Below are 25,596 nucleotides of genomic sequence, written 5' to 3' on the forward strand. Positions count from 1 at the left end.
CGGGCGATGCGCGAGCGCGGCATGCCGTTCGCCCGCGCCGTACGCACCCACGGTTCGGCGAAAGCGGCGGGCAGCGCGTCCTGGCCGAGCCGCCCGAGCACGGCCCCCGCCGGGATGCCGAGGGCGAGCGCGGGCAGCACGGCGGAGGCGGGCGAGGCCCAGCCCTGCGCCGGGAACCAGCCGAGGTGCACGGCGAACAGCGTCGCGAGGACGGAAGCGAGCAGGAACTCGGGGAGCGCGGCGAGGATCCCCGCGCCCACCCCGTGCGCGGGTTCGGGCCGCGCACGCCGGAGCATCGGAACGCACAGCGCCACCGCGAGGACGACCGCGACCACCATCGCGTACGCCATGAGGGACACGGACACCCAGAACGAGGAGCCCACGTCGGAGGCGACATCGGCGCCGGTCACCCACGACGCGCCGAGGTCCCCGTGCGCGAGCCCCCGCAGCCACTGCCCGAGAAACGTGAACGGACCCTGATCCAGGCCGAGTTGACCGCGCACCTCGGCGAGCTGCTTCGGTGTCGTGGGCGCGTCGCCGTAGCGCGCGTGCAGCACGGTGAGCGCAGGATCGGTGCGGGTCAGCCACGGAAGCAGCGCGGTGAGCACGAGCAGCCCGGCGGCGGCGCCGACCCGCCCGACGGCCACGGAGACGTTCATCCGGGTCCCTGCGGAACGAGGCATCAGGCGCGCGTCTCCAAGCCGACGAACTGTCGCTCATAGGGGTCGAGGACGACCCCGCGCACCCCGGCCCCGACGCCCTGGAGATGCTGTTCGTGGACGATCGGCACGGCCGCGTCGGTGCCGAGGATCGCGGCCTCGGCGCGCAGCATGGCCCGGTGCCGCGCCGCCCCTTCGAGCCCGGCGGCCTCGCGCACGACGGAATCGACCCGACCGTCCCTCAACTGCGAGATGTTGAAACTGCCCTCGCTGGTGAAGTCGGAGGCGAAGTACGAGACCGGGTCGCCGGTGTCGAGCGCGGTGGACCGGGACATCAGGAACGCGTCGTACTCCCCGTCGAGCGCCCCCGATTCGAGCCGCGCGTAGTCCTTCACGACGAGCCGCACCGCGAACCCGGCGCGCCGCAGCTGCTGCTGGAGCGCGGCGGCGACCTCGGGCAGCTCGGCCCGGTTGGTGTACGTGGCGAGGGTGAGCGTCTGCCCGTGCGGCTCCGCGGCCTTCGCCCGGCCCGTGGCGGGGAGCTCCTTCCCGTCGGCCCAGGCGAAACCGGGGCCGAGCAGGCCCGTGCCGCGCGTGGCGTACCCCTCGTACACACTGCGCGCGAGGGCGCTCGTATCGATGGACTCCCGCACGGCGGCCCGCAGCCCGGCGTCCGCGAGCGGCCCGGTCCGCGTGTTCAGGTACAGGGTCGTGGTGCGCACGGTGGCGACCTCCCGCGCCCGGTCGCCGAGGACGAGCGCCTGGGCCGCGGGCACGAACTCGGCGATCTCGATCTGGCCCGAACGCAGTGCGTTGGCGCGGGCGTTGTTGTCGGCGACGAAGGTCACGTCGAGGCCGCGCGCCGCGGCCTTCCCGCGCCAGTGCCCGTCGAACCGGTCGAGCGTCGCGGACACGGCCCCGTTCACCTTGGTCAGCGCGAAAGGACCGGTGGCGGTCCCGACGGGATCGACGCCGCCGCCCTTCCCGTCCTTCCCGTACGCGGCCGGGGAGAAGATCGCGAGCGACGGGTTCGCGAGCCGGGCGGGCAGCAGCGGGTCGGCGGCGCCCGTGGTGATCCGCACGGTCCGCTCCCCCACGGCGCGCGCGGTGAGCCGCATGTCGCTGAGCACCCGCGGCTGCGTCCTCGCCCGCCCGGCCCGCGTCAGCGCCCCCTCGACGGCATCGGCGGTGACCCGCCCGCCGTCCTGGAACCGGGCGTCGCGCAGCGTGAACTCCCAGGTGGTGGCGGACGTGCGGACCCACTTCTCGGCGAGCGCGGGATGGACGACGCCCTCTGTGTCCATCCGGGTCAGCCCATCAACAACAGCGAGCCGACTGAGCAGCAACCCGTCGTCGCTGTACGGGGAGAGGCCCTGGGTGGGCGCGAAGGCGAGGTCGACGGCGATCCGGCCGCGACGCGCGGTCCCGGTGAACGAGCCGCAGGCGGACGTCAGCCCGATCCCGGCCGCCGCCAGCAGAAAGCCGCGGCGCCGCATCAGCCGACGGGCGCGTACGCGGGAACCGGCGCGGGCATCGGCAGCTCGAAGTGCACGATGCCCTGGCCACCGCCCGGCAACTCCCGCTCGTCGCACACCTCTTGGGCGATCGACCGCCAGAAGGGCTCGGCACCGGACACGGCGGGATCGGTGTGCAGGTACACGGCCTCGTACCCACCGACCCCGACAACAAAGCCGACGAGCTCGCGCACGAGGTCCCGCGCGAGCCCGTTCCTACGATGCTCGGGGCGTACGTAGATCCGGCACAGCTGGGCGGTGGACCCGGAGGGGAAGCGGTCGGCCACCCACTGCGGGTTGGGCGGGGCGGCGGGCCCGCGATCACGGACGGCGCCGGTCGCGACGATCTCACCGCTGCCCCGGTGTTGGGCCACGAGGAGGGTGCACCGCTCGGGGCGCACGTAATGACCGACCGGGTCGATGATGTCGGCGTGCCAGCGCGGCACGTACCCGGAGCGCAGGTCGCGGTACACGGTGTCCAGCATGACGGCCCGGGCCTCGTCCACGTCGCCGCCCCCGGCCACGCGGATCACGTATTCACCCATCGCCTGCCTTCACCACGAACGGACACACTGCCCACCCATGCTAACTGCGAACGATGCGCAATAAGCCCCCGGGGCGGCGCCAATCAAGCCCCTGCGGCCGGTTGAGCCCATCAAGCCCCTGCGGCGATTGAGCAGGCCTTTCAAGCCCCGCCTCTGGACGAGAGCCAGCGGGGCCCGGGGCTGAGCCCCGGCGGTGACCGGCGGATTACACCCGCGCAACCAACGCCGTCGCCACCCCCATCAACCCCTCACCCCGCCCGGGAAACCCAAGCCCATCCGTCGTCGCACCCGACACGGACACCGGCGCCCCGACCGCCTCGGACAACACCTTCTGCGCCTCGTCCCGCCGCTTCCCGATCTTGGGCCGCGGCCCGACGACCTGCACGGCCACATTCCCGATCACGAACCCGGCCTCACGCACGATCCGCGCGGCCTCGGCGAGCAACGCAACCCCACTGGCCCCCGCCCACTCGGGCCTCCCCGTACCGAAGTGCTGCCCGAGATCACCAAGACCGGCAGCCGAGAACAACGCGTTGCAGGCGGCGTGGGCGACCACATCGGCATCGGAGTGCCCGGCCAGTCCGGGCCCGGAGTCCTCCCACTTCAGCCCGGCACACCACAGCTCACGCCCGTCCTCGAACGCATGGATGTCCGTCCCGATACCGACCTGCGGGAGAACCATGTGGTCAGAACCCATCGTTGGCCCTCCTCCGGGCAAGCACGGCCTCGGCCAGGACGAGATCGAGCGGCCGCGTCACCTTGAACGCCTCCTCGTGCCCGGGCACGAGCACCACCTGGTGGCCGAGGTGCTCGACCATCCCGGCGTCGTCCGTCACATCCTCGGTCACGGCCTCGTGCGCGCGCACGAGCGTCGCCCGGTCGAACCCCTGCGGCGTCTGCACGGCCCGCAGCTTGGCCCGCGAGGGGGTCGCGACGACCGGCTCCGGCGAACCGTCGGTGCTCGGCACGACCTCCTTGACCGTGTCCGCGAGCGGCAGCGCGGGAACGACGGCCAGAGCCCCGTCCCGTACAGCCTCGATGACCGCGTCGACCGTGTCGACCGGCACGAGGGGGCGGGCCGCGTCGTGCACGAGCACGATGTCGATGCCGGCCGGAAGGACCTCAAGGCCGAGCCGCACCGACTCCTGCCGGCTCTCCCCACCGGGCACGACGACGAAGTCGGTGCGCTCGGGCAGGGCGTGATCGGCGAGCAGCGACTTCACCTCGGCGGCGCCTTCCGGCGGCGCGACAACCACGACGAGGGACACGGCGCGGGACGCCGCCATCGCTCGGACGGCATGGACCAGCATCGGAGTGCCGCTCAGCGCGCGCAGTGCCTTGGGGGCGCCCGGACCGAGGCGCACACCCCGTCCAGCGGCCGGAATCACGGCCGCGGTGCGTACTGCGCCGCCCGCTGCGTTGCCTGCTGCGCTGCCTGCTGCGTTGTCCAATGGACGCGTTTCGTCAGACATCGGTTCCGTTCAGGTTTGTGCGCTCGGGAGAGGTGGGTATGGCCACAGCGTGCCGGGCGCGACGCCTTGACCGGACCCTTCCGTGACACTGGTCGAGCCAGCTGTCCGGGCCCGGCACACCAACTGGGGATCACGCGAAGCGTGTATGGGTACAAACATGCCGCAGCGCCCGGCGACACCATCAGGGTCATCGGGCACCACGGCATTGTTCTTACGCGACAGCAATCGTGACGTGCATGACCGTTACGTACATGGCGTCGCAGTAGCGCGTATTCAGGACGCGAGAACCTCGTCGAGCAGGGCCTCGGCCTTGTCCTCGTTCGTGTTCTCCGCGAGTGCGAGCTCACTCACCAGAATCTGGCGAGCCTTTGCGAGCATGCGCTTCTCACCTGCGGAGAGTCCGCGCTCACGCTCCCGACGCCACAGGTCACGAACTACTTCCGCGACCTTGATGACATCACCGGAGGCGAGCTTCTCCAGGTTTGCCTTGTAACGGCGCGACCAGTTCGTGGGCTCCTCGGCGTACGACGCGCGCAGCACCTCGAAGACCCGGTCGAGCCCGTCCTGACCGACCACATCACGCACGCCGACGAACTCCGCATTGTCCGCTGGCACACGTACCGTCAAGTCGCCCTGGGCGACCTTCAGCACCAAGTAGGTCTTGTCCACGCCTTTGATCTGGCGAGTTTCGATAGCCTCGATCAGCGCGGCCCCGTGATGGGGATAGACCACGGTGTCGCCAACCTTGAACGTCATGTGACAGGTACCCCTTCCGTGGCTATCCAGGGTAACACGGAAACGGCGGGTTCTGAATGGCGTTTTCGCAGGTCAGGGCATATCTCGGGGCTTGACAACTCCATCAGGAACGTGCTGCGAAGGGGCAGTGGAGGGCGGTATTCGCAGGTCGGAGCCGTTCTTCGAGGGGGCCGAAACGGGTACGCTACCGCCGCCACGACGGGCCCTCCAGGGGTCGAAAGTCCCGTTTTGCGTGCTTCGAAGCGATGAACTTTCGCTACTCCGTTCAGGGACCCGGAGGTACGTTCGAGACGAATCCGGAATTGATCTTCGCGAATCACCGTCCCACGTGATCGTTTTTCCGGACCCCCGCGCATTCCTTACCGGATATCCGCCCCAGCGCCTGGACAGGCCTTATGTGAATGGTGAACAAGAGGCCTCCGCTGCCCAATGATGGCCCTGGGGAACGTGAGGCGATCGGGGTGCCGACGGAGGAACCGGGGACGGTGTCCGGGCCGGAGGGGCGGGTCGGGTGCGGCGGCGCGGGAACGGCTCGGTAACCTAAGGCCTCTGACAGACCCTTAGGGCGGCTTTACACCCCAGCCGCCTTGCCCGCCCACGTTCTAGGAGTTGCCGCCGCCGTGAGCAGCAGCCTTCGACGCGGCGCCCTCGCCGCCGCCGCCATCGCGTTCTCGATCGCCTCGCTCGCTGCGTGCGGCGCCGGCAACAACGCGCAGACACTTGAGGTCAAGCCGGACAACGCCGAGACCTCGGTCGGTGACATCAAGATCCAGAACGCCACCGTCATCACCCAGCCGGACCGCGAGTCCAAGGGCCCGGCCGTCGTCACGGGCACGCTCTTCAACAACGGGAGCTCCGCCCAGACGCTCGACGCGATCACCGTCGACCGCGTCGGCAAGACGGCGAAGCTCTCGGACGCCAAGGGCGCCTCGAAGATCACCGTCCCGGCCGGCGGCTCCGTCATCCTCGGCGGCAAGGGCAACGCCTCCGCCGAGCTGCCCAACAGCCGCACCGCCGTCCTCGACGGCAACGCGCAGCCGATCACGTTCTCCTTCAGCAAGGCCGGAGACGTGAAGCTGAAGGCGTTCGTGGTGCCGGCCGACAGCTACTTCCAGAAGTGGGGCCCGAGCGAGGTCCCGGCGGTGCCGGGCGCCTCCGCGTCGCCGTCCACGTCGGCCTCCACGTCCACGACGCCGGGCGACAAGGCCACGGCCTCGACGGGGGCCTCCACCTCCGCCGTGTCTGTGCCCCGTAGCGGCCTACGGCTCGAACTTGTAACCGAGGCCACGCACCGTGACGAGATACCTCGGCGCCCCGGGATCCGGCTCGATCTTGGCGCGCAGGCGCTTCACGTGGACGTCGAGCGTCTTGGTGTCGCCCACGTAGTCGGCGCCCCAGACCCGGTCGATCAGCTGCATACGCGTCAGGACACGGCCCGCGTTGCGCAGCAGCATCTCCAGGAGGTCGAACTCCTTGAGCGGCAGGTCGACCTTGCCGCCGCCCACCGTCACGACGTGGCGGTCGACGTCCATGCGGACGGGCCCGGCCTCCAGGGCCTGCGGCGCGACCTCCTCCGGCTCCCCGTGGCGGCGCAGGACGGCCCGGATCCGGGCGACCAGCTCACGCGAGGAGAACGGCTTGGTGACGTAGTCATCGGCTCCTATTTCGAGACCGACGACCTTGTCGATCTCGCTGTCCTTGGCGGTCACCATGATCACCGGGACGTTGGAACGGCCGCGCAGCTGGCGGCAGACCTCGGTGCCGGGCAGGCCCGGCAGCATCAGGTCGAGCAGGACGAGGTCGGCGCCGTTGCGCTCGAACTCGTCGAGGCCTTCGGGGCCCGTGGCCGCGATGGCGACCTCGAAACCCTCCTTGCGGAGCATGTAGGACAAGGCGTCGGAGAAGGACTCCTCGTCCTCTACGACAAGCACTCGGGTCACGGAAGGACCTCCGGGGCGGCAGGAGTGGCAGGAATGGATTCGTATGCGGTTGTGTCGTCGGGCCCGTGTGCGTCGTCTTCGTCGCGTACGTCTCCGGGGCCACTGGTGCGGGGTGTCTTGGGGGAACGTGAAGTGCGGGTCGCGGCCGCCTCGGGCAGCCGCAGCGTGAAGGTGGAGCCCTGTCCCTCGGAGCTCCACACGGTCACCTCCCCGCCGTGCGAGGCCGCCACGTGCTTGACGATGGCGAGGCCGAGGCCGGTGCCGCCGGTCGCTCGGGAGCGGGCCGGGTCGACGCGGTAGAAGCGCTCGAAGACGCGCTCCTTGTCCTTCTCGGAGATGCCGATGCCCTGGTCGGTGACGGCTATCTCGATGCGGTCGCCGCCGCCGGCCGAGACGCGGCGGGCGGCTATGCCCACGCGCGTACGGGCCGGCGAGTAGTTGACGGCGTTCTCGACGAGGTTGCCGAGGGCGGCGGCGAGCTGCCCCCGGTTGCCCCAGATCCGCAGGTCGGCGGTGCCCCCGGTGGCCATCGTGATCTGCTTCGACGCGGCGGGCTGACGGCAGCGGTCGATGGCCTCGGCGACGAGTTCGTCGACGCGCACCGGCTCGGCGTCCTCCAGCGGGTCGTCGTTCTGCACCCGCGACAGGTCGATGAGTTCCTGTACGAGGCTGGTGAGCCGGGTCGCCTCGTTCTGCATGCGCCCGGCGAACCGCTCGACGGCCTCGGGGTCTTCGGAAGCGTCCATCACGGCCTCGGAGAGCAGCGACAGCGCGCCCACGGGGGTCTTCAGCTCGTGGCTCACGTTCGCGACGAAGTCGCGCCGTACGGCCTCGATGCGGCGGGCCTCGGTGAGGTCCTCGACGAGCAGCAGCACGAGCCGGGAGCCGAGCGGGGCCACCCGGGCGGAGACCGCGAGGGCGTCGCCCCGGCCGGTCCCGCGCCGCGGCAGATCCAGCTCGACCTGGCGTATCTCCCCGTCCCTGCGGGTGTCGCGGGCCATCTGAAGCATCGGTTCGACCGCGAGCTTCCCGCCGCGGACGAGCCCGAGGGCGTACGCCGCCGAGCTGGCCTTGACCACGCTGTCCGCCTCGTCGAGGACGACGGCGGAGGAGCGGAGCACGGAGAGGACCGTGTCGACGCCGGGCGGAAGGACCGGGTCCGTGTGCAGGGAGGTGCGGGTGGGGCGTTTCTGGTCGCGTTCGCTCCAGCGAAACGCCAGCATGGCGATGACACCGGTGCACACTCCGGCGATCGCTGCCGCTGCGGCGACCGCCGCGTTCACGTCCATGTCTTCAGGTTATGCGGCACCGACCTCTCCTCCACAGCCATCCGAGTGGCAGCTCGAACACTCGTCGCCCAGAGTTCACCTTGGGTACGGGGTCGATTCACTTGTGGTGCCGGATTCGGACGCGTACAGGACGGAACGTGGGAGCGTGGGGCCAACCGGGTTCCATACGTAGCCAGGTACAGAGAGGGAACGCCGCATGCGTGACGCGTACCACGAGGAACTTGACTCGATCGGCGAGGGCCTGGTCGAGATGGCCCGCCTTGTCGGGTCGGCGATCGGGCGCGCCACCACGGCCATGCTCGACGCCGATCTGAAGCTCGCCGAGTCCGTGATCGCCGCCGACCAGAAGGTGGACGATCTGCAGCACGACCTGGAGGCGCGGGCCATAGCCCTGCTGGCACGCCAGCAGCCGGTCGCCACCGACCTGCGCATCGTCGTCACCTCGCTCCGTATGAGTGCGGACCTGGAGCGCAGCGGCGACCTGGCGCAGCACGTGGCGAAGCTGGCCCGCCTGCGCTTCCCGGAGCGCGCGGTCCCGCACGACCTGCACGCCACGATCCTGGAGATGGGCCAGCTCGCACAGCGCCTGATGGCGAAGGCGGCGGAGGTCATCATCACCAAGGACGTCGACCTGGCGATGCAGCTAGAGCAGGACGACGACGAGATGGACCTGCTGCACCGCACGCTCTTCCAGCACCTGATGGACGAGAAGTGGAAGCACGGCATCGAGACGGCGGTCGACGTGACGCTGCTCGGCCGCTACTACGAGCGCTTCGCGGACCACGCGGTGTCGGTGGCCAAGCGGGTCGTCTACCTGGTGACGGGCGAGCACGCGGACGACGTGCAGACACAGCCCCAGCCGGTCGAGAGCGCCTGACCGTACGAGGAGGAGGGCCCCGCGCAGTGTGCCTGCGCGGGGCCCTCCTCTCATTACGTACGGATGCCTACGGTCAGCAGGAACCCCCGCACTGGCACGGCGCGCCCGACTGGCAGCCGCAGCCGCAGCCCGAGCCGCATCCACAGGCTCCGAGCAGCACCAACTTCGGTACGGTCCGGCCCACTTCGACCGGCACTTCGGGGGTCGGGTTCGGCTTCGGGGAGTCGGCGGCCATGGTGTTCCCTCCTCGACGGGGCTCCGCGGTGGAGTCCTTCCCCCATTGCATGCCCATCGAGGCGGGCGCATCAACGGCGCACACGCGCGCGCCAGTTGCCGGCAACCGTGCGACTACTTCTTCTTGCCCTGGTTCTTGACCGCCTCGATGGCCGCCTTGGCCGCGTCGGGGTCCAGGTACGTGCCGCCCGCCTTGACCGGCTTGAAGTCCGCGTCCAGCTCGTAGGCGAGCGGGATGCCGGTCGGGATGTTCAGGCCCGCGATGTCGGCGTCGGAGACGCCGTCGAGGTGCTTGACCAGGGCGCGCAGCGAGTTGCCGTGGGCCGCGACCAGGACCGTCTTGCCCGTGAGGAGGTCCGGGACGATGCCGTCGAACCAGTAGGGGAGCATGCGGACGACGACGTCCTTGAGGCACTCCGTCTGCGGGCGCAGCTCCGGCGGGAGCGTCGCGTAGCGCGGGTCGTCGAACTGCGAGTACTCCGCGTCGCGGTCGAGCGCCGGCGGCGGGGTGTCGTACGAGCGGCGCCAGAGCATGAACTGCTCCTCGCCGAACTCGGCGAGCGTCTGCGCCTTGTCCTTGCCCTGGAGGGCGCCGTAGTGGCGCTCGTTCAGGCGCCAGCTGCGGTGGACCGGGATCCAGAGGCGGTCGGCGGACTCCAGGGAGAGCTGCGCGGTGCGGATCGCGCGCTTCTGGAGGGACGTGTGGACCACGTCGGGGAGCAGGCCGGCGTCCTTGAGCAGCTCGCCGCCGCGCGTCGCCTCCTTCTCGCCCTTCGCGGTGAGGTTGACGTCCACCCATCCGGTGAACAGGTTCTTCTCGTTCCACTCGCTCTCGCCGTGACGGAGGAGGATCAGCTTGTACGGTGCGTCGGCCATGGGGCCGAGCCTAATCGACCCGTCCGGCGCCTGCCGATTGACGGTCCCCGTCAATTGAGTGGCCGTTACCAATACCCGGCACGTAAGTTGCGTAAACCTTCCGCACTGCTTACATCGACCCCGGGGGATGCACCCATGTCAGTCGCCTCGCTCAGACGTGCCGCCCAGGAGTCCGTCTCCGGGCTGCCGCGCGAATTCTGGTGGCTGTGGACCAGCACCCTCGTCAACCGGCTCGGCGGGTTCGTCCTCACGTTCCTCGCGCTGTACCTGACGGCCTCGCGCGGCTTCTCGGCCGCGTACGCCGGTCTCGTCGCCTCGCTGATCGGGCTCGGCGGGGTCATCGCGTCCGTGCTCGGCGGGGTGCTCGCCGACCGGCTCGGGCGGCGGCCGACGCTGCTCGGCGCGCAGCTCGCCACCTCGGCGACGGTCGCCGTGCTCGCCTTCGTGCGCGACCCGGTGTGGATCGCGGTCACCGGGTTCGCCCTCGGCCTCGCGTCGAACGCCTCACGGCCCGCGATCCAGGCGATGATGGCCGACATCGTGCGCCCCGAGGACCGGGTGCGGGCGTTCTCGCTCAACTACTGGGCGATCAACCTGGGGTTCGCGATCTCGTCGGCGTACGCCGGGTTCCTCGTCGCCCAGAGCTACACCCTCGGCTTCCTCGTCGAGGCGGCCATGACGCTGGCCTGCGCCTGCGTCGTCTTCGTGAAGGTGAAGGAGTCGCGGCCGACGCGCACGGTGGTGCCCGGCGCGCCGTCGAGCCCGGTGGTCACCATGGGGACCGTGCTGCGCGACCGCCGCTTCATGCTGATGGTGGGGCTTTCTTTCCTGGTCGCCGTCGTCTTCACCCAGAGTTCGGTGGGCCTGCCGATCGTCATGGGCGAGAACGGGCTCAGCAGTTCGGACGTCGGGCTCGTCGCCGCCGTGAACGGTGTCGTGATCGTCGCGCTGCAGATCCCGCTGACCCGGTTCATCGAACGGCGTGACCCCGGACGGCTGTTGACGGTCTCCTCGCTTCTGATCGGCTACGGCTTCGCGCTCACCGCCCTCGCCGGATCGCTCGCCGCGTACGCGCTCACGGTGGTGGTGTGGACGCTCGGCGAGATGATCAACGCGCCTACGCAGTCGGGGCTCGTGGCCCGGTTGTCCCCCGCCGAGGGGCGCGGTCGTTACCAGGGCGTCTACACCATGTCGTGGTCGGCGGCGGCGCTCGTCGCCCCGCTCGCGGGCGGCTGGGTGATCGACTCGGCGGGCGCCGGGTGGCTGTGGGCGGGGTGCGCGGCGCTCGGCACGGTGACGGCGGTCGGCTACTGGGCCCTCATGCGCGGGCTGTCGGACACGGAGCCCTCCGGGCCCGTCGCCGCGGCGCCTCTGGAGGCGGAGAACAGCCCGGCGTGACCGGGCAGTTCGGTGGGTACGGGACCGTACATGGCCGAACCCCCAAGGATCTCCTCCAGAACTGACGAACCGCCCAGAACGCTGGTGGGCGGCGTCGAGGTCGACGTCCCCAACAGCATTCCGGCGATCCGCGCCGCGCTGGACACGAAGCGCCGCGTCGAGTTCGACAAGGCGATCAACGCGGCGGGGGTCGGCGAGATCCACGCCGTCATGCGGCACTGGATGCTGGAGGCGGTACCGGACCCGGAGGCCGACGCGATCCTGGCCAGGCTCGCCCGCGACGAGGCGGAGAGGCGGGGCCCGGCTTGAGCCGCAGACGCAGGCGCGGCGCATGTCGCGTCGCCTTCGCACCGCCCGCCGACGACACCCTCGCCAAGATGGCGAACCCTGACGCCTTCCGCGCCGAGATGTCCCGCACCCTCTCCCACGACCCCTACGGCCACGGCTCCACCACGGTCTCCGGGGAGCGCGACCGGCGCGAGGCGACGGTCGGCGGGGCGATAGTCCTCTATTACGTCTCCGGGTCGGTGCTGACCGTGACCGTGGTGCGGATGGTGGCGCTCAACTAGGACGCTCAACTAGGACGCAGAAGGGGCTACTTGGCGGGGCGCTGGGTCAGATGTGTGAACGCGTCCAGGTTGCGCGTCGACTCGCCGCGCGCCACCCGCCACTCGTACTCCTTGCGGATCGCGCTCGCGAAGCCCAGTTCGAGGAGCGTGTTGAAGGAGCCGTCCGCCGCCTCCAGGACCGAGCCGAGGAGCCGGTCGAGCTCGTCGGGGGTGACGGCGGCGAGCGGGAGCTTCCCGGTGAGGTAGACGTCGCCGAGCTGGTCGACCGCGTAACTGACGCCGTACAGGCGCAGGTTCCGCTCCAGGAGCCAGCGGTGCACCCCGGCCTCGTTCTCGTCCGGGTGGCGGATCACGAAGGCGTTGAGCGAGAGGCTGTGCCGGCCCACGCGCAGGGACAGCGTCGTCGAGAGCTTGCGGGTGCCGGGGAGCTTCACGACGTACGAGCCCGGCTCCGGGCTCTCCCACTCCAGCTCGGCGTCCTTCAGCGTGGACTCGATGACGTCGTGTGCCGGTCGCTGGTCAGCCATGGTGCGAGGGTACGTGACGGCGTCGCGCCTGGATCGCCGCCGTGTAGACGTCCGCCGTGGCGGAGGCCGCCGTGTCCCAGCCGAAGGAGAGGGCGTGGCGGGCGGCCGCGTCGCCCATGGTGTCGACCAGGTGGGGGTGGTCGGCGAATTCACGGAGCACGCGCGCGTAGCGGGCAGGTTCGTGACCGTCGACAAGGAAGCCGGTCTTTCCGTCGCGCACGGCTACGGGGAGGCCGCCCACGGACGCGGCGATCACCGGCGTACCGGCGGCCTGGGCCTCTATGGCGACGAGTCCGAAGGACTCGTTGTAGGAGGGCATGACGAGTACGGAGGCGGCTCGGAACCAGTCCGCGAGTGCCTCCTGTCCGACCGGCGGCTGGAAGCGGACCACGTCCGCGATGCCGAGCCGCGCGGCGAGCTTCTGGAGCGCGGCCGGCTTGGCGAGGCCGCTGCCGCTGGGCCCGCCGACCACCGGGACGACGATGCGGGAGCGGAGCTCCGGGCGCTCGTCGAGCAGGACCGCGACGGCCTTCAGGAGGATGTCCGGCGCCTTGAGGGGCTGGATGCGGCCCGCGAAGAGCGGGACGAGCGCGTCCTGCGGCAGGCCGAGGCGGGCGCGGGCGGCGGCCCTTCCGTCGGCGGGGCGGAAGCGGTCCAGGTTCACGCCGGGGTGCACGACCGCGACGTTCCCGGGGTCCGCCTCGTAGTGGCGGACCAGCTCGTCGGCCTCCTCCGCCGTGTTCGCGATGAGGCGGTCGGCGGCGCGCACGATCTGGGTCTCGCCGATGACACGGGCGGCCGGCTCGGGGGTGTCGCCCTCGGCGAGCGACGCGTTCTTGACCTTGGCCATGGTGTGCATGGCGTGCACGAGGGGCGCGCCCCAGCGCTCGCCGGCCAGCCAGCCGACCTGTCCTGACAGCCAGTAGTGCGAGTGGACGAGGTCGTAATAGCCGGGACGGTGGCCCGCCCACGCCTGCATGACTCCGTGCGTGAAGGCACAGAGCTGGGCGGGCAGGTCCTCCTTGGCGAGGCCTTCGTAAGGACCCGCGTCCACATGCCGTACGAGGACGCCCGGCGCGAGCTCGACCTCGGGCGGCAGGCCCCCCGAAGTGGCGCGGGTGAAGATCTCGACCTCTATGTTGATCGCCGCGAGCCGCTTGGCGAGCTCGACGATGTAGACGTTCATGCCGCCCGCGTCGCCCGTGCCGGGCTGGTGGAGGGGCGAGGTGTGCACGCTGAGCATCGCGACGCGGCGGGGGCGGCGATGCGCACCGGGGAACCGCAGCAGGGCCGGAGCAGCCCCGGAGCGGCGGAACCTGGTCACGTACTGGCTCACGTGGCGGGCCCTCCTTGGTGGGCTTACTGCGGGCACGACGACCGGAGGGCACAGGCCCTCTTCCAAGGCGGCAACGCCGGAGTCGGCTGCTCCATTTCCACTTTGCCGAATCATTACCGTACGGGTCTCAACCAAAGTCGTGTCCGGCGCAGCGCATACCCTCTTACCCATGAGCCCGCGCCCGTCCTCCCGCCCCGTGGGAACCGTGACGCGAGGCACCACCAACCCGAATCGGCTGCGCCGCATGGACCGCTGGATCGCGGCCGTGCACGGCGCCGCGCTGCGCCGCGCCGACGACCCGGTGGCGGTCGACCTCGGCTATGGCGCGGCGCCCTGGACCGCGGTGGAGCTGCTGACCCGGCTGCGCGGGGCCGCGCCGCACGCGCGCGTGGTGGGCATCGAGATCGAACCGGCGCGGGTCGCCGCCGCGAAGCCGTACGAGCGGGAGGGTCTGGAGTTCCGGCACGGCGGCTTCGAGCTGCCCCTGGAGAGCGCGCCCCTCCTGATCCGCGCCGCGAACGTGCTGCGCCAGTACGACGAGGAGCAGGTCGCCGGGGTGTGGGAGCGGCTGTGCGCGCGGCTCGCGCCGGACGGCCTCCTCGTGGAGGGCACCTGCGACGAGATCGGGCGCCGGCACGTCTGGGTGGCGCTCGGCCCCGAAGGCCCGCGCACCGTGACGTTCGCGACCCGGCTCGGCTCGCTGGACACCCCGTCCGACCTGGCCGAACGCCTCCCCAAGGCGTTGATCCACCGCAATGTCCCGGGCGAGCCGGTGCACGCCTTCCTGCGCGATTTCGACCGGGCGTGGGCGTCGGCCGCGCCCTACGCCTCGTACGGCGCGCGGCAGCGCTGGATCCGGGCGGTGCGGGAGCTCTCGGCGGACTGGCCGGTGGTGGACGGGCCGGGGCGCTGGCGGCAGGGCGAAGTGACCGTGGCGTGGGGGGCGTTGGCGCCGCGGCGGGTTTCGACGGGCGGCTGAGACGCGGCGGGATCCGAGGGAACGATCTCGGCGCCTCGTTCGTCGAACGGTCCGGGGCAGTTGCCACACCGCGTCGAGGTCTGTCGGATTCGGGGCGCGCATGGCACCATCCCCGAAGCGCTCGACTTACTGACGGTCCATCAGGTTTGTCTCGGCTGTGGGGGCGGAGCAGATGAACAAGCGGAGCACGACGACGGTGGCGGCCCTGGCGCTCGTATGCGCCGTGACCGTACTGGCGCCGACGGGGCTGGCGTACGCGGAGCCGTCCCCCTCCCCATCGCCGTCAAGTTCACCCGGGGTCAAGGACCTTGAGTCGATCCGGAAGAAGATCGACAAGCTGTACCACCAGGCGGCGGTCGCCACCGACGCGTACAACGCGGCGGAGGAGAAGGCCGCCGACCAGTCCGACCAGATCGTGAAGCTGGCCCGGAAGATCGCCGCGGGCCACCAGGAGCTCGACAGCCTCAAGGGCCGGGCGGGCGCGGCGGCCCGCGAGCAGTACCGCACCGGCGGGATCTCCCAGGAGACCCAGTTCATGCTCGCCGGCGACCCGAGCCGCTTCCTCGACAACGCGGGCCGCGCCTACCAGGGGCAGCAGGCCACGCGGAACCTGATGTCCCGCCTCGTCAGGACCCAGGACGCCCTGGAGGGGTACGCGGACGCCGCCTCCGCCAAGTGGAAGGCGCTGGACGCGGGGCGCAAGAAGAAGGCCGCCGCGAAGGAGCGGATCGAGAAGCAGATCAAGGCGGCGCGCAAGATCGAGGACAAGCTCGCCAAGAAGGAGCGCGAGCAGCTGCGGCAGCTGGAGGAGGCGGCCGAGCAGAAGGCGCAGACGGAATGGCTCTCCTCCGGCGTCCTGAAGGAGATCGACGGCAAGGCGTCGGCGGCCGGCAAGAAGGCCGTGCGCTACGCCTCCGAGCAGCTGGGCAAGCCGTACGTGTGGGGCGCCGAGGGCCCGAAGTCGTTCGACTGCTCGGGGCTGACCTCGCAGGCGTGGGCGTCGGCGAAGCAGCCGATTCCGCGCACGTCGCAGGAGCAGTGGAAGCAGCTGAAGCACATCGACATCAAGGACATGCGCCCGGGCGACCTGATCATTTACCACGACGACGCCAGCCATGTCGGGATGTACATAGGCAAGGGGGCGATCATCCACGCGCCCCGTCCGGGGCGGAATGTGACGGTCGCGGGCGCGGGTTCCATGGCGATGCTCGGAGTGGTCAGGCCCGACGCCTGAGGCCCGGGTGGCAGATTCCGGATATGGGCCCAGATGGGTGACGTGTCCCACGTGACCTACGGCACGCGGGACACCGCGGTTCCGGCACCCCGGCGTGACGTTCGTCATCTTCGGCCCGCCCGACCAGGGACGGAACCCACTCAATTCCGGTGCGGGGGACGGCATATGACGGTGGCCCCTCGCAGCTCACCATTCCGTTCGGACCTCGGCTACCGCTAGGGTCCCGGTCGGTGGGCCGAGGACCTTCGTCCCACCGTGCCCTCGGGGGGAGGGAAGGAACCGAAGCGATGCCCGTACCCGTACCGCGGCAGAGAGCGATCCCGGCCGTGGAAGGTGGTCAGGCTCAGGACGCGCACACCACGACCGACACGTACGACCCGCGGGACGAGCGGCAGACCACCGACCGTCCCGACCCGCACGACATACAGAGCGCCGAGCGCGCCCAGGAGCCGGCAGAGGACGCCGCTCACGAGCCGGCACCCGCCGACCGTGACGCCACCGGCCTGACGATCCTGGTCATAGAGGACGACCCGGCGGGCTCCCTCAGCATCCCCGAGGTGCCCGACGCCGCGGGCAAGCCGATCCGCGTGCGCACCGCGCGCAACCTCACCGAGGCCGAGCGGCTGCTCACCGACGACGTCAGCTGTGTCCTGCTGGACCTCGCGCTGCCCGGCGCGAAGCCGGACAGGGCGGAGCCGGAGCACCACGACGAGCTGCGGACGCTGCGGCACCTGCTGCGCCTGGCCCCGCGCCGGGCCGTGCTCGCCCTGACCACGTCGGGCGACGCCGAGCGCGGCGCGGAGGCGGTCCGCGTGGGCGCGCAGGACTATCTGTTCCGCGACGAGCTGGACTCCCGGCTGCTCGGCCGGGCCATCCGTTACGCGGTCGAGCGCAAGCGCGCCGACATCGCGCAGCAGGGGCTCGCCGAGTCCCGGATCCGCGCGCAGGAGAACGCCCGCCTGGAGCGCGGCCTGCTGCCGACCCCGCTGCTCGACGGTTCGACGCTGCGCTTCGCCGCCCGCTACCGCCCGGGCCGCTCGCGGGCGCTGCTCGGCGGCGACTTCTACGACACGGTGCGCACGCCCGACGGCACGGTCCACGCGATGATCGGCGACGTCTGCGGACACGGCCCCGACGAGGCGGCGCTGGGTGTCGAACTGCGGATCGCCTGGCGGGCGTTGACGTTCGCGGGGCTGTGCGGGGACGAGCTGCTGTCCACGCTCCAGCAGGTCCTGGAGCACGAGCGCTCGGACGACGAGATCTTCGCGACGCTGTGCACGGTCGACATCTCTCCGGACGGCCGGCGCGCGGGCCTGTGCCTGGCGGGCCACCCGGCACCGCTGATAGCGACCCCCGGACGCCCCGCGGTCCTGCTCCCCTACGAGAACAACGGCCCGGCACTCGGTCTGCTGCCGAAGGCCCGGTGGCCGCGCATGCAGGTCGAGTTGGGCCCCTCGTGGAGCCTGATGCTCTACACGGACGGCCTGATCGAGGGCCGGATCGGCCAGGGCAGGCAGCGGCTCGGCCAGGAGGGGATGGTGGAGATGATCCGCCGCCAGCGGGCGCAGGGCCTGACCGGCGAGGGGCTGCTCGAGGCCGCGATGAACGAGGTGCGCGATCTCAACGGGGGCGATCTGACGGACGACGTGGCGGTCCTGCTGCTCGACCGGTGAACCGGTGCGGGGAACCGGGCCCGAGCGGGTCGGTCAGCGGCCGCCGTTGTACGGACCGTACGGGCCGTCGCTGCTGGAGCCGCGGCCCTTGCGGCCCCCGCCGCCACCGCTGATCTGCCGGACGGCGGGCCGCACGTCCACCATGTACACGATGGTCGCGATGAGCCCGATGATCGGCAGGAACGACAGGATCGGGAACAGCAGGTTCACGACGAACACGATCCCGAGGATGATCAGCCAGAACGGCTTGGTCTTCTTGTCGGCCGCGCGGTAGGCGTCCTCGCGCCGGATGGCGGCGTCGACGAGCGCGAAGCCGCTGAAAATGATCAACGCCATGCTCAGCAGCCACATCACATTGGCGAAACCCTGCATCAGCACAACGCCACCACCAGAATCGACTTACGGAACCTTCCGACCACGGCCACGGTACCCGTACAACGGGCCGGACACTCCACAAGTGCCCGGCCCGTCGGCGTAGGCGCTACTTGGCGGTCGGCGTGGAGCCGGACCCGGTCTTCTTGGCCGCGGGGGCCGTCTTCTTCGCGGGGGTCTTCTTGGCGGCGGGCTTCTTGGCGGGGCCCGACTTGTCCGCGTCGGCGGCCGACGTCTCCTTGGCCTCCGGCTTCGACTCGGCGGCCGGCTCGGGGTCGGGCTCGACGGACTCGGCGAGCTCGCTGATCTCCTCGGCGGCCTCGCCGCGCCAGTGCTTCACGGCCTCCTCGCCGTGCTCGGCGACCTTCTCGTACGTCTCGCGCGCCTTGACGGCGGCCTCGGCGGCGAAGCCCACGCCGCGCAGCGCGAACTCCTGGGCGCTCTCGCCGAACTTCTTCAGGTCGGTGTCGAGGGTCGCGACCAGCTCGTTCACCTTCGCCGTGACGGTGGCCTGCGCCTCCTTGGCGCGGGTGGTCGCCTTCTCCTGCACGTCCTTGGGGTCGGTCTGGCGCACGGAGTCGAAGCGGGCGGGCGCCTCGCTCCGCAGCTGCTCGACGATCCCCGGCACCTTCTTGGCCTGCTGGTACGCCAGCTCGGCGGTGCCGGCGGCGAAGTAGAGCGGGGTCGGGTCGGTGAGGGTCTTGCGCAGGTCGTCCTTGATGGCCATGGCGTGGTCCTCCCGGATCACATCAACTGCTGCTTGAGGGCTCGGCATCGCCACTGTCTGGCACACCGCTGTCGGGCTCGCCGTCACTGCCGCCGGTTCCGTCTCCGGCTCCGTCGCCGGTTCCGTCGCCGTTCTCGTGCCTGAAGGCTTCGTAGATCTGCAACAGCACCTGCTTCTGACGCTCGTTGAGCGAGGGGTCGGCGAGGATGACGGCGCGCGTCTCCACCTCGGTCCGCTCCCGCTCGGCGTCGAGAATGCCGGCGTGCACGTACAACGTCTCCGCGGAGATCCGCAGCGCCTTTGCGACCTGCTGCAGAACCTCCGCGCTCGGCTTGCGCAGCCCGCGCTCGATCTGACTCAGGTACGGGTTGGACACCCCGGCGGCGTCGGCGAGCTGACGGAGCGACAACTGCGCGTTGCGACGCTGCTCGCGCAGATATTCGCCGAGACTTCCGACGTTGAGCGATGCCATGCCCCGATGGTGCCGCACTCTCGCTAACTTTTGCAAGCGCCTGCTTGCAAAAGTGTTCCGCGCCACGCGGCGGTCCGGATCAGGGCGCCGTCACGGGAGCGGCCGATGCCGCGCGGTCGGCCCCGGGAGCGGGTGCCGTCGGTCGCCGCGGCAGGAGCAGTGCGACCAGGAACGCGGCCCCGATCAGTGCGGCCCCGACGGCGAACGCGAGCCGGTAGCCGCCGGTCAGCGCGGCGGCACGCGAACTCCCGCTCACGACCAGGGAGTCGGCGCGCGCGGCGGACAAGGTCGACAGCACGGCGACACCGAGCGCCATGCCGATCTGCTGGGTGGTGTTGAACAGGCCGGAGGCAAGACCCGCGTCCTCCTCGCCCGCCGCGGACATCCCCAGACCGGCGAGCGCGGGCAGCACGAGCCCGCCACCGGACACCAGCAGCATCACGGGCAGCAGATCGGCGACGTACTCCCCCCGCACAGGCACCCGGGCGAGATACCCGAGAGCACCGGCAAGCAGGACGAGCCCGGCGAGCAGCACCCGCCGCTCCCCGAACCGCGCGGCCAGCCGGGCCGAGACACCGAGCGAGACCGCGCCGATCAGCACGGCGGCCGGCAGCATCGCGAGGCCGGTCTCCAGGGCCCCGTAGCCGAGGACCTGCTGCATGTAGAGCGCGGCGAGCACCTGGAAGGCGAACATCGCGGCGAGGGTGAGGATCTGCGTGACGTTGGCGCCGACGACGGCGCGCGAGCGCAGGATGCGCAGCGGCATGAGGGGCGTACGGGCCCGCGCCTGGCGCACGACGAACGCGGCGACGAGGACGAGCCCCGCCACGACCATCCCGGCCGCCCGCCACGAACCCACCCCGTAGGACTCGATGTTGACGACGCCGTAGATCCCGAGCATCAGCCCCGCCGTGATCAGCAGCGCACCCCACGCGTCGGCTCCGGCGCGCAGCCCGACGCCGCGGTCGCCCGGCAGGGCCGTGACGGCGAGGGCGAGGACGGCGGCGCCTATGGGCAGGTTGATGTAGAAGATCCAGTGCCAGTCGAGGGCGTCGGTGAGTACGCCGCCCAGGACCTGCCCGATCGAGGCGCCCGCGGCGCCGGTGAAGCTGAACACGCCTATGGCGCGGGCCCGTTCGCGCGGGTCGGTGAAGAGCGTGACGAGGATCCCGAGCCCGACGGCGGCGGCCATCGCACTCCCTACGCCCTGGAGGAATCGTGCCGCGAGCAGGACGGCGGGGGTGGTGGCGAGCCCCGCGAGGAGCGATGCGGCGGTGAACACGCCGGTGCCGGCGAGGAACATCCGCTTGCGGCCGAGCAGATCGCCGAGCCGCCCGGCCAGCAGCAACAGGCTTCCGAAGGCGATGAGATAGGCGTTCACGACCCAACTCAGGCCACTGGACGTGAAGTTGAGGTCTTCCTGGATGGCCGGCATCGCGACGGTGACGATCGATCCGTCGAGGATGATCATCAGGGTGCCGGCGGCGATGACACCGAGGGCGAGCCAGCGGGAGCGGGTGGGGTCCCCTGCAGGCAGTACGGGTGGGGCGGGCATTGCGGACATGGCGGTGCCCTTCGGTCGGTCCGCCACCCCTGCCGGGTGGCGTCGATGGAACGACCGTAGCAGATAGTTTCGTTGCAGACGATATTCTTCGGAACGACTTATCGGCTACCCTGAGCCCATGACCGCCATGACGCCCGCCCCCACCCGGACCAGGCCCGACCTCTCGTACCTTCTGGACCACACGAGCCATGTGCTGCGCAGCCAGATGGCCGCCGCGCTCGCCGAGATCGGGCTGACGGCGCGGATGCACTGCGTGCTCGTGCACGCGCTGGAGGAGGAGCGCACGCAGAACCAGCTCGCGGAGATCGGCGACATGGACAAGACGACGATGGTCGTCACGGTCGACGCCCTGGAGACGGCGGGGCTCGCGGAGCGGCGGCCCTCCAGCACAGATCGGCGGGCGCGGGTCATCGCCGTCACGGAAGAGGGTGCGCGCACGGCCGAGCGCAGCCAGGAGATCGTGGACCGGGTCCACGAGGAGGCCCTGGCGGCGTTCCCGCCGGGCGACCGGGAGACATTCCTGCGCCTGCTGACCCACCTCGCCGAGGGCCACCTGAGCGCTCCCGCTCCCAGCCCGGCGGGGGCGCGGAGGGCGCGGCAGCGGGGGTAGCGGGGAGGGGAGCGGGCCGGAGCGTGGGGCCGCGCCACCTGGTCACCCGGCCACTCACCGGTCACTCACCGGTCACTCACCGGTCACCCGTACCAGCGCCCGATGCCCTCCCCCAGCTGCTGGAACCCCAGCTCGGCGGTGCGCAGGGCCGCCTCCTCCAGCTCGTCGGCGGACTCGCCCGCCACGATCCGCCGTACGTTCTCATCGGCGAGGATCCGCTGCGTGGACACGATCTGCCCGGCCGCGATCCGCGCCCGCACCTCGGACCCGCCGAGCGCCTCCGCGAGCGCCCGCTCGGACCGCCCTTGGTACCCGTAGAGACGCGCGACCAGCTGCGGAGTCCCGTACAGCAGCCGCTGGTACGCAAGCACCGCCGGGTGATCGCACAGCCCGGTCACCGGATCCCGCCGCCGCAGCCCCTCCAGAAAGTGCCGCCGCAGCGCCTCGAGCGGCGCCTCCCCCTCGCCCCGCCCCGCGACGACCCGCGCGGCCTCGTCCTCGTGGTCCGCGAACTGGTGCAGCACCAGGTCCTCTTTGGACGCGAAGTACCGGAACAGCGTCGGCTTCGACACCTCGGCCGCGGCCGCGATCTCGGCGACGGACACGTTGTCGTACCCCTTCTCCATGAAGAGGCGGACGGCGGTCTCGGAGAGGGTCTGCCGAGTGCGCTGCTTCTTGCGTTCACGGAGCCCGGGGGCGGGGTCGGTGCTGCTCATGTCCCGAGCGTACGGGCCGGGACCCGGGCCGGCCGTGGCCGCTGCGGGGCCGCCTCCAGCCAGGCCAGGGCCTTGCGGAGCGTCGTCGTGTACGAACCCACGGCCCGCCGAACGTTCGGCGCGTCCAGGCCGGAGCGGGTGACCACGCGCTCCAGGTCCACATAGGCGGAGCGGACCACTTCGAGGCCCTGGTAGACGGGGATGTCGCCCGCCCAGCCGTGGGTGAACTCCTCCGGCATCCCCTGCGACCAGCGGGCATACATCCGACCCCGGACCTCTCGGGTCGTCGGCGTCAGATGGATGTGCCGTACGAGGTCGTACAGCGGGTCCCCGACCATGGCCATCTCCCAGTCGATCAGAGTGAGGCCCGTCCTGCCCTCGCGCCGGACCAGGTTCCAGGGGTTCAGGTCGCCGTGCAGCAGCCCGTAACGACGCCCGTGCACCACATGGCGCAGCAAGCGGTCCTCCAACTCGCGCTCGTCCGGGAGGCCGAGGAAGGCCGCCTGTTGCTTCGCGCACGGCGACAGCTCTCGTACCAGGAAGGCCAGTTGACGGCACAGCCATGGGTAGAAGCCGAGGCCGTCCATGTCCTGTAGCTTCACCTCGATCCCGGTGGAGGCGAGTTGGCACAGCTGGTCTGCCAGGTCGATCACTTCACCGGGCAGCAGCCCGTGCTCCGGATGCTGCGGTCCACCGCGGTCGCGGTGATGACCCGCGTACGACTGGATGGTGAACCGGTCGCCCAAGTCGCTCGTGCCCAGCGCCAGCACCCTCGGCGCGCTGGCCCTGGCGTCCGATTTCTCGATCGCCCGGAGCACCTTGTGCTCGTCCAGGACCCTGGGCTCGATGGGGTTGGCCGTGCCCACCTTGCGGCGGACCATGACGCGCCCGAAGCCCCGCACCTCCACGAACGTTCCCAGATGGGCCGTCCCCTTGAAGACGTGTCGCGCGGGGGCCACCCTCTCGGCCCACAGGGCCTGTTCGACCTGGTCGGGGCCGAAGTCGGCGGGCAGGTCCAGCCCCTCGTCCCGCTCCCAGTGGATCGACGCCGAGAAGGCCTCGCCGCGATCGCGCCCCCTCCTGGCCGCCCGCCACCGGTAGAGCAGCGGCTCGATCGCGGACGGCGTCAGCACATTGCGCAGCCTCAGCGGCCCCGAGGCCACCTCCAGCGCCCGGTGGACCTCGGTGGCCGCCGCTTCCAGGTCGCTCTGCCCGCACTGCTCGTCGAGAGAGACGGCCGCCCTGATCACGTCCGGGAACACGGACTGCGCGCGCTCGAAATCGATGTAGTGCCCCAGGTCGGTGTCGAGCCCTTCGACCGCTTCGGTCCGCACATTCCACATCGCTTTGTGCCACTGGTCGATCGCCCGGCCCCGCTGGTCGGGGGTGTAGCCCATGCGCACCAGATGCACGGCCAGGTCGTGCAGCGGGTCCCCGTACGTCGCCAACTCCCAGTCCACCAACGTCAACCGGAGCCGGCCGCCGGGCGGGACGATCACGTTTCCCCTGTGCAGGTCGCCGTGGAGGAGCTGGAAGGGGCGGGGCGTCATCTTGGGCGCCCGGCTCCGGTACAGACGCAGGGCGTCCTCCGGAACTCCCAGCGAAGCGAGGAGCCCGCCGTACGCCGGCCAGTTGACCCGCCGGATCTGCTCCTCGGCCCGGTTCAGCAGCGTCCTCAGGAAACCGCGGCTGTCCCCGTCCTTCGGCCAGCATCCGGGGCGGGCCGGCAGGGATTGCTCGGGCACCCGGGCCAAGTCCGTGAGCGCCTCGGCGAAGGCGCCGATCAGCCGCTCGTTCGACCACTCGCCGTCCCCGGACGTGCGCGAGAGAGGTGTGCCCTCCATGTAGCTGTGGACGGCCACGTCGTCGAACCGGGCCAGACACTCCGGTACGGGTCGGCCCCCGCCCCGTAGCGCCGCGAGGATCTCCGGCTCGTCGTCCCAGGTCCTGATCACCACGGGGGGCACGCCCGCCCTGCGCCGACGGACCACCACCCGCTCATCCTTCGGGCGGTCGAGAGCGTGTGCCTCCTCGGCGGTCAGTCGCACCACATGGTTGATGTTGTGCTGACCGCCGACCGCAACGCCGTCGTGCTCCGCACGCTCCACGACGTGGCACCAGGCATCCACAGCGCCCACAGGCCGCTCCTGAAGATCATGCAACGGGCCGTAACGGGCACACAGTAGTGCGCGCGCGCACTCCTCACGACCGGAGTGACCGGAGTGGCTGGATTCGGGGTGTAAAGGAACACGCACGGGGGTAAAGGGCTCGAACGCGAACGACTCGGTTCAGTCTTGACGCCGCGCGACGTGCTCCCACAAGCCGTCGAACATCGCCTGCTCCCCGTCCACGAAGGCGGCCTGGTCCCGGCCGTTGGAGCGCGCGAAGGGGAACATCTCGGTCTTGAAGCCCTCCACGTCCACGAGCTCCACCTTGTCCGCGCCCTCGTAGTCGTCGATCTCCCGCTCGAACCGCCCCGGGATGTAGTGCCCGACCAGCGCCTCCTGCCGGTTCAGGAGATACACCTTCCGGGTCGGCACTCCGGAGACGAAGCGGAACTCGAAGCTCGCGTCGATGCCGTGGTCGCGCAGGCCCTTGAAGGCGTTGTCCAGCACCATGCGCTGCGAGGCCCACTGGATGAGTCCGCGCTGCTTGACCGCCCTGTCGAGTTTGTCGTCGGCGCCCCAACCAGCGGCGGGAGCCGGGTAGTCGACGGTCCCGCCCGGCCTCGGTACCACCATTCGCACCTGCACCGACTCGGGCCGCAGCCGTCCCTCGTACACCTTCGCCAGCGGCTCTCCCAGGGCCGTCACCAGCGTCTCTCCGGTCAGGCTCGCCACGTCCACGTACACGTGCGGCGCCTCGAACGCCGCTACCAGTCGTGGGCCCAGGATGCTTCTGGCCATCTGGGCGCCCGCCAAGGACTGTTGTTTCGGCCGGGACACCGTGGGTGGGCTGCCCTTGCCCGGATTGGCCAACAGGCCGTCCGAGCGCAGGAGTTGGAGCGCGTTGCGGACCGTGCCCCGTTCCACTCCGAACTCCCGGGCGAGCGAGGCCTGGGTCGGGAGGCGCTCGCCGGGTTTGAGATCTCCGCCGAGGATCCGCGTCCGCAGGGTGTCGGCGATCCCTTCGGCGGTGGGTCTGGGGGCACTGCCGGTGCTCTCGTTCACTACGACGCTCTCCCCTCGCCCCCCAACCAAGTCCGTACAACTCTACGGCAGTTGGCTGCCAACTCCACCCGGCTTGCAGCAGAGGGT

Annotated in this window: 26 protein-coding genes and 2 pseudogenes; 9 read left to right on the forward strand and 19 right to left on the reverse strand. The window is 70.9% G+C overall.

The window, feature by feature from the left end; translation table 11 throughout:
* The 6 genes and pseudogenes from OKJ99_RS23690 to OKJ99_RS23715 all read right to left on the reverse strand — a co-directional run.
* Nucleotides 1-683: pseudogene (locus OKJ99_RS23690) on the reverse strand (ABC transporter permease subunit); the annotation flags it as partial.
* Nucleotides 683-2,155 carry an ABC transporter substrate-binding protein gene (locus OKJ99_RS23695; RefSeq protein WP_326019384.1) on the reverse strand — a complete coding sequence of 491 codons (1,473 nt, stop codon included), beginning with the start codon at nt 2,153-2,155 and terminating at the stop codon, nt 683-685. The pseudogene OKJ99_RS23690 and the gene OKJ99_RS23695, both read right to left, overlap by 1 nt.
* Nucleotides 2,155-2,718: a GNAT family N-acetyltransferase gene (locus OKJ99_RS23700; protein ID WP_326019385.1), complete on the reverse strand. Its 564-nt coding sequence runs from the start codon at nt 2,716-2,718 to the stop codon at nt 2,155-2,157. Before OKJ99_RS23700 ends, OKJ99_RS23695 begins: the two co-directional genes overlap by 1 nt.
* Nucleotides 2,719-2,923: 205 nt before the next feature.
* Nucleotides 2,924-3,415: a 2-C-methyl-D-erythritol 2,4-cyclodiphosphate synthase gene (gene ispF, locus OKJ99_RS23705; RefSeq protein ID WP_326019386.1), complete on the reverse strand. Its 492-nt coding sequence runs from the start codon at nt 3,413-3,415 to the stop codon at nt 2,924-2,926.
* A complete protein-coding gene (gene ispD, locus OKJ99_RS23710) occupies nt 3,405-4,190 on the reverse strand; it encodes a 2-C-methyl-D-erythritol 4-phosphate cytidylyltransferase (protein WP_407700752.1) in 786 nt (261 codons plus the stop codon). Before ispD ends, ispF begins: the two co-directional genes overlap by 11 nt.
* 273 nt (nt 4,191-4,463) lie before the next feature.
* Nucleotides 4,464-4,946 (reverse strand): CarD family transcriptional regulator, encoded by a 483-nt coding sequence (locus tag OKJ99_RS23715; protein WP_266712542.1) that lies wholly within the window; start codon nt 4,944-4,946, stop codon nt 4,464-4,466.
* Nucleotides 4,947-5,566: 620 nt separating this feature from the next.
* Between OKJ99_RS23715 and OKJ99_RS23720 the strand changes: the two are divergent.
* A pseudogene (locus tag OKJ99_RS23720) lies at nt 5,567-6,190 on the forward strand (DUF461 domain-containing protein); the annotation flags it as partial.
* A gap of 15 nt (nt 6,191-6,205) precedes the next feature.
* On the opposite strand, the gene OKJ99_RS23725 reads toward OKJ99_RS23720, so the two are convergent.
* Both OKJ99_RS23725 and OKJ99_RS23730 read right to left on the reverse strand, forming a co-directional pair.
* Nucleotides 6,206-6,886, reverse strand: a complete 681-nt coding sequence (locus OKJ99_RS23725) for a response regulator transcription factor (RefSeq protein ID WP_326019388.1) — start codon at nt 6,884-6,886, stop codon at nt 6,206-6,208.
* Nucleotides 6,883-8,175, reverse strand: coding sequence for a sensor histidine kinase (locus OKJ99_RS23730; protein ID WP_326019389.1), 1,293 nt, complete (start codon nt 8,173-8,175; stop codon nt 6,883-6,885). Before OKJ99_RS23730 ends, OKJ99_RS23725 begins: the two co-directional genes overlap by 4 nt.
* Nucleotides 8,176-8,371: 196 nt before the next feature.
* Here OKJ99_RS23730 and phoU point away from each other — a divergent pair, with 196 nt between their 5' ends.
* A complete protein-coding gene (gene phoU / locus OKJ99_RS23735; protein ID WP_326019390.1) occupies nt 8,372-9,052 on the forward strand; it encodes a phosphate signaling complex protein PhoU in 681 nt (226 codons plus the stop codon).
* 73 nt (nt 9,053-9,125) lie between these two features.
* Here the strand turns inward: phoU and OKJ99_RS23740 are convergent, their stop codons facing one another.
* A complete protein-coding gene (locus tag OKJ99_RS23740) occupies nt 9,126-9,287 on the reverse strand; it encodes a hypothetical protein (protein ID WP_326019391.1) in 162 nt (53 codons plus the stop codon).
* A gap of 113 nt (nt 9,288-9,400) precedes the next feature.
* Nucleotides 9,401-10,162, reverse strand: a complete 762-nt coding sequence (locus OKJ99_RS23745) for a phosphoglyceromutase (RefSeq protein ID WP_326019392.1) — start codon at nt 10,160-10,162, stop codon at nt 9,401-9,403.
* 135 nt (nt 10,163-10,297) lie between these two features.
* Between OKJ99_RS23745 and OKJ99_RS23750 the strand changes: the two genes are divergently transcribed.
* The 3 genes from OKJ99_RS23750 to OKJ99_RS23760 all read left to right on the forward strand — a co-directional run bounded on the left by OKJ99_RS23750 (nt 10,298) and on the right by OKJ99_RS23760 (nt 12,129).
* Nucleotides 10,298-11,560, forward strand: a complete 1,263-nt coding sequence (locus OKJ99_RS23750) for an MDR family MFS transporter (protein WP_326019393.1) — start codon at nt 10,298-10,300, stop codon at nt 11,558-11,560.
* A gap of 30 nt (nt 11,561-11,590) precedes the next feature.
* Complete coding sequence (locus OKJ99_RS23755) at nt 11,591-11,869, forward strand: hypothetical protein (RefSeq protein WP_326019394.1); 279 nt, start codon at nt 11,591-11,593, stop codon at nt 11,867-11,869.
* Between the two features lie 68 nt (nt 11,870-11,937).
* Nucleotides 11,938-12,129 (forward strand): hypothetical protein, encoded by a 192-nt coding sequence (locus OKJ99_RS23760; protein ID WP_326019395.1) that lies wholly within the window; start codon nt 11,938-11,940, stop codon nt 12,127-12,129.
* Nucleotides 12,130-12,155: 26 nt separating this feature from the next.
* Here the strand turns inward: OKJ99_RS23760 and OKJ99_RS23765 are convergent, their stop codons facing one another.
* A complete protein-coding gene (locus tag OKJ99_RS23765; protein WP_326019396.1) occupies nt 12,156-12,656 on the reverse strand; it encodes a type III secretion system chaperone family protein in 501 nt (166 codons plus the stop codon).
* Nucleotides 12,649-13,992 (reverse strand): D-inositol-3-phosphate glycosyltransferase, encoded by a 1,344-nt coding sequence (gene mshA / locus OKJ99_RS23770; RefSeq protein ID WP_326019397.1) that lies wholly within the window; start codon nt 13,990-13,992, stop codon nt 12,649-12,651. Before mshA ends, OKJ99_RS23765 begins: the two co-directional genes overlap by 8 nt.
* 169 nt (nt 13,993-14,161) lie before the next feature.
* Between mshA and OKJ99_RS23775 the strand changes: the two genes are divergently transcribed.
* The 3 genes from OKJ99_RS23775 to OKJ99_RS23785 all read left to right on the forward strand — a co-directional run bounded on the left by OKJ99_RS23775 (nt 14,162) and on the right by OKJ99_RS23785 (nt 17,878).
* Nucleotides 14,162-14,971 carry a class I SAM-dependent methyltransferase gene (locus OKJ99_RS23775; protein WP_326019398.1) on the forward strand — a complete coding sequence of 270 codons (810 nt, stop codon included), beginning with the start codon at nt 14,162-14,164 and terminating at the stop codon, nt 14,969-14,971.
* Between the two features lie 172 nt (nt 14,972-15,143).
* Entirely contained in the window at nt 15,144-16,205 is a 1,062-nt protein-coding gene (locus tag OKJ99_RS23780) for a C40 family peptidase (RefSeq protein ID WP_326019399.1), read from the forward strand.
* Nucleotides 16,206-16,492: 287 nt separating this feature from the next.
* Nucleotides 16,493-17,878: a PP2C family protein-serine/threonine phosphatase gene (locus tag OKJ99_RS23785; protein ID WP_326019400.1), complete on the forward strand. Its 1,386-nt coding sequence runs from the start codon at nt 16,493-16,495 to the stop codon at nt 17,876-17,878.
* Between the two features lie 33 nt (nt 17,879-17,911).
* Here OKJ99_RS23785 and OKJ99_RS23790 read toward each other — a convergent pair whose 3' ends face one another.
* The 4 genes from OKJ99_RS23790 to OKJ99_RS23805 all read right to left on the reverse strand — a co-directional run bounded on the left by OKJ99_RS23790 (nt 17,912) and on the right by OKJ99_RS23805 (nt 21,013).
* On the reverse strand, nt 17,912-18,250 hold the full coding sequence (locus OKJ99_RS23790; protein ID WP_326019461.1) for a DUF2516 family protein: 339 nt from the start codon (nt 18,248-18,250) through the stop codon (nt 17,912-17,914).
* 109 nt (nt 18,251-18,359) lie between these two features.
* Nucleotides 18,360-18,977 carry a hypothetical protein gene (locus OKJ99_RS23795; RefSeq protein WP_326019401.1) on the reverse strand — a complete coding sequence of 206 codons (618 nt, stop codon included), beginning with the start codon at nt 18,975-18,977 and terminating at the stop codon, nt 18,360-18,362.
* A gap of 22 nt (nt 18,978-18,999) precedes the next feature.
* Nucleotides 19,000-19,449 (reverse strand): helix-turn-helix domain-containing protein, encoded by a 450-nt coding sequence (locus OKJ99_RS23800; protein ID WP_326019402.1) that lies wholly within the window; start codon nt 19,447-19,449, stop codon nt 19,000-19,002.
* Between the two features lie 79 nt (nt 19,450-19,528).
* Nucleotides 19,529-21,013, reverse strand: a complete 1,485-nt coding sequence (locus OKJ99_RS23805; RefSeq protein WP_326019403.1) for an MFS transporter — start codon at nt 21,011-21,013, stop codon at nt 19,529-19,531.
* Between the two features lie 118 nt (nt 21,014-21,131).
* On the opposite strand from OKJ99_RS23805, the gene OKJ99_RS23810 reads away from it, so the two are divergent.
* A complete protein-coding gene (locus OKJ99_RS23810; protein ID WP_326019404.1) occupies nt 21,132-21,623 on the forward strand; it encodes a MarR family winged helix-turn-helix transcriptional regulator in 492 nt (163 codons plus the stop codon).
* Between the two features lie 83 nt (nt 21,624-21,706).
* Here the strand turns inward: OKJ99_RS23810 and OKJ99_RS23815 are convergent, their stop codons facing one another.
* The 3 genes from OKJ99_RS23815 to OKJ99_RS23825 all read right to left on the reverse strand — a co-directional run bounded on the left by OKJ99_RS23815 (nt 21,707) and on the right by OKJ99_RS23825 (nt 25,509).
* Nucleotides 21,707-22,339: a TetR/AcrR family transcriptional regulator gene (locus OKJ99_RS23815; RefSeq protein WP_326019405.1), complete on the reverse strand. Its 633-nt coding sequence runs from the start codon at nt 22,337-22,339 to the stop codon at nt 21,707-21,709.
* Nucleotides 22,336-24,477 carry an aminoglycoside phosphotransferase family protein gene (locus OKJ99_RS23820; RefSeq protein ID WP_326019406.1) on the reverse strand — a complete coding sequence of 714 codons (2,142 nt, stop codon included), beginning with the start codon at nt 24,475-24,477 and terminating at the stop codon, nt 22,336-22,338. Before OKJ99_RS23820 ends, OKJ99_RS23815 begins: the two co-directional genes overlap by 4 nt.
* 150 nt (nt 24,478-24,627) lie before the next feature.
* Nucleotides 24,628-25,509 (reverse strand): winged helix-turn-helix domain-containing protein, encoded by an 882-nt coding sequence (locus OKJ99_RS23825; protein ID WP_326019407.1) that lies wholly within the window; start codon nt 25,507-25,509, stop codon nt 24,628-24,630.
* Nucleotides 25,510-25,596: the final 87 nt, after the last annotated feature.

Origin of the sequence: Streptomyces endophyticus (assembly GCF_035798155.1) — a bacterium.
Classification (GTDB): domain Bacteria; phylum Actinomycetota; class Actinomycetes; order Streptomycetales; family Streptomycetaceae; genus Streptomyces; species Streptomyces endophyticus.

Coding starts and splice junctions, on each gene's coding strand:
- OKJ99_RS23695 (WP_326019384.1), bottom strand. CDS start 2,155: ATGCGGCGCCGCGGCTTTCTGCTGGCGGCGGCCGGGATCGGGCTGACG.
- OKJ99_RS23700 (WP_326019385.1), bottom strand. CDS start 2,718: ATGGGTGAATACGTGATCCGCGTGGCCGGGGGCGGCGACGTGGACGAG.
- ispF (WP_326019386.1), bottom strand. CDS start 3,415: ATGGGTTCTGACCACATGGTTCTCCCGCAGGTCGGTATCGGGACGGAC.
- ispD (WP_407700752.1), bottom strand. CDS start 4,190: ATGTCTGACGAAACGCGTCCATTGGACAACGCAGCAGGCAGCGCAGCA.
- OKJ99_RS23715 (WP_266712542.1), bottom strand. CDS start 4,946: ATGACGTTCAAGGTTGGCGACACCGTGGTCTATCCCCATCACGGGGCC.
- OKJ99_RS23730 (WP_326019389.1), bottom strand. CDS start 8,175: ATGGACGTGAACGCGGCGGTCGCCGCAGCGGCAGCGATCGCCGGAGTG.
- phoU (WP_326019390.1), top strand. CDS start 8,372: ATGCGTGACGCGTACCACGAGGAACTTGACTCGATCGGCGAGGGCCTG.
- OKJ99_RS23740 (WP_326019391.1), bottom strand. CDS start 9,287: ATGGCCGCCGACTCCCCGAAGCCGAACCCGACCCCCGAAGTGCCGGTC.
- OKJ99_RS23745 (WP_326019392.1), bottom strand. CDS start 10,162: ATGGCCGACGCACCGTACAAGCTGATCCTCCTCCGTCACGGCGAGAGC.
- OKJ99_RS23750 (WP_326019393.1), top strand. CDS start 10,298: ATGTCAGTCGCCTCGCTCAGACGTGCCGCCCAGGAGTCCGTCTCCGGG.
- OKJ99_RS23755 (WP_326019394.1), top strand. CDS start 11,591: ATGGCCGAACCCCCAAGGATCTCCTCCAGAACTGACGAACCGCCCAGA.
- OKJ99_RS23760 (WP_326019395.1), top strand. CDS start 11,938: ATGGCGAACCCTGACGCCTTCCGCGCCGAGATGTCCCGCACCCTCTCC.
- OKJ99_RS23765 (WP_326019396.1), bottom strand. CDS start 12,656: ATGGCTGACCAGCGACCGGCACACGACGTCATCGAGTCCACGCTGAAG.
- OKJ99_RS23775 (WP_326019398.1), top strand. CDS start 14,162: ATGAGCCCGCGCCCGTCCTCCCGCCCCGTGGGAACCGTGACGCGAGGC.
- OKJ99_RS23780 (WP_326019399.1), top strand. CDS start 15,144: ATGAACAAGCGGAGCACGACGACGGTGGCGGCCCTGGCGCTCGTATGC.
- OKJ99_RS23785 (WP_326019400.1), top strand. CDS start 16,493: ATGCCCGTACCCGTACCGCGGCAGAGAGCGATCCCGGCCGTGGAAGGT.
- OKJ99_RS23790 (WP_326019461.1), bottom strand. CDS start 18,250: ATGCAGGGTTTCGCCAATGTGATGTGGCTGCTGAGCATGGCGTTGATC.
- OKJ99_RS23795 (WP_326019401.1), bottom strand. CDS start 18,977: ATGGCCATCAAGGACGACCTGCGCAAGACCCTCACCGACCCGACCCCG.
- OKJ99_RS23800 (WP_326019402.1), bottom strand. CDS start 19,449: ATGGCATCGCTCAACGTCGGAAGTCTCGGCGAATATCTGCGCGAGCAG.
- OKJ99_RS23805 (WP_326019403.1), bottom strand. CDS start 21,013: ATGTCCGCAATGCCCGCCCCACCCGTACTGCCTGCAGGGGACCCCACC.
- OKJ99_RS23810 (WP_326019404.1), top strand. CDS start 21,132: ATGACCGCCATGACGCCCGCCCCCACCCGGACCAGGCCCGACCTCTCG.
- OKJ99_RS23815 (WP_326019405.1), bottom strand. CDS start 22,339: ATGAGCAGCACCGACCCCGCCCCCGGGCTCCGTGAACGCAAGAAGCAG.